The following is an 831-nucleotide window of genomic DNA, read 5'->3' on the forward strand; positions in this document are numbered from 1 at the left end:
AAAAACGATATGATAAAGACCATATCTTGGGTTTGTTTATTCGTTGTCTTGCTACTCTTTGGTTTTACGCAAGTTCTGTGCTTTGTTGATAGGGGAGTTAAGAACTCGATAGGGGAGTTAGTCTAGGTTGTCTAATTCCGTTAATAACTCAGTGAGTTCTTCTTCGGACATTTCTGGTGGTTCCCCCTTGTTTTTTTCATAGTGTGTGTTAAACTTATCAACAAGAGAATTATTTTCTCTGGTAAGTAAATTTTCACTGTTTTTAGCAGAATACTTAGTTTTTACGAAAGATTGGTATTCTGCTTTTAGTTTGTCGCTTTCAGCACAAATTTGGTCGCGTGCTTGTTGGTAAGTTAACCCACTTAAAAATGGGTTTGTTGCTTGTTCTTTTTCGTAGCGACGAGCAGACACAGTTAAATAATGCAATTCTTTAATTGCAGTGTCTTTAATTGCTTGATAACCCGTCAAGCGATATTTATTATTATCACGCGTGTTATAAATTCAGTAGTTAAAATACATATCAAGACCAACCAAAAAGTATTTACCAGTTTTGTCTAAGAAACACATTATTTTAGGCACACAAATAAATTTGTCATAAATTTTGACTTTATAACTATCTTGGCGGGTAGGGTGTTGGCGAACATTTTTTTTCGGTAAGTAAAAATTAGAGATATGTTTTTTCTCGTCAAGTTGATTAATCACTTTATAACTCAACCCACCTATCTCAACAAAGTGATAATTGAGTTGTTCTGCTTGTTGTGTTAGTTCTTGCATAATAATATGCTCCTTTCTGCCGTTTTGAGCGAATTTAAACCCCATATCAGTGTTGAT

1 protein-coding gene is annotated in these 831 nt (G+C 34.2%); it reads right to left on the minus strand.

Annotated elements, in window-relative coordinates; all coding sequences use genetic code 4:
* Nucleotides 1-117: 117 nt before the first annotated feature.
* Nucleotides 118-774, minus strand: coding sequence for a hypothetical protein (locus C6B38_RS05730; RefSeq protein WP_105298962.1), 657 nt, complete (start codon nucleotides 772-774; stop codon nucleotides 118-120).
* Nucleotides 775-831 lie beyond the last annotated feature (57 nt).

Source organism: Spiroplasma sp. ChiS, assembly GCF_002968355.1.
GTDB lineage: Bacteria > Bacillota_I > Bacilli_A > Mycoplasmatales > Mycoplasmataceae > Spiroplasma > Spiroplasma citri.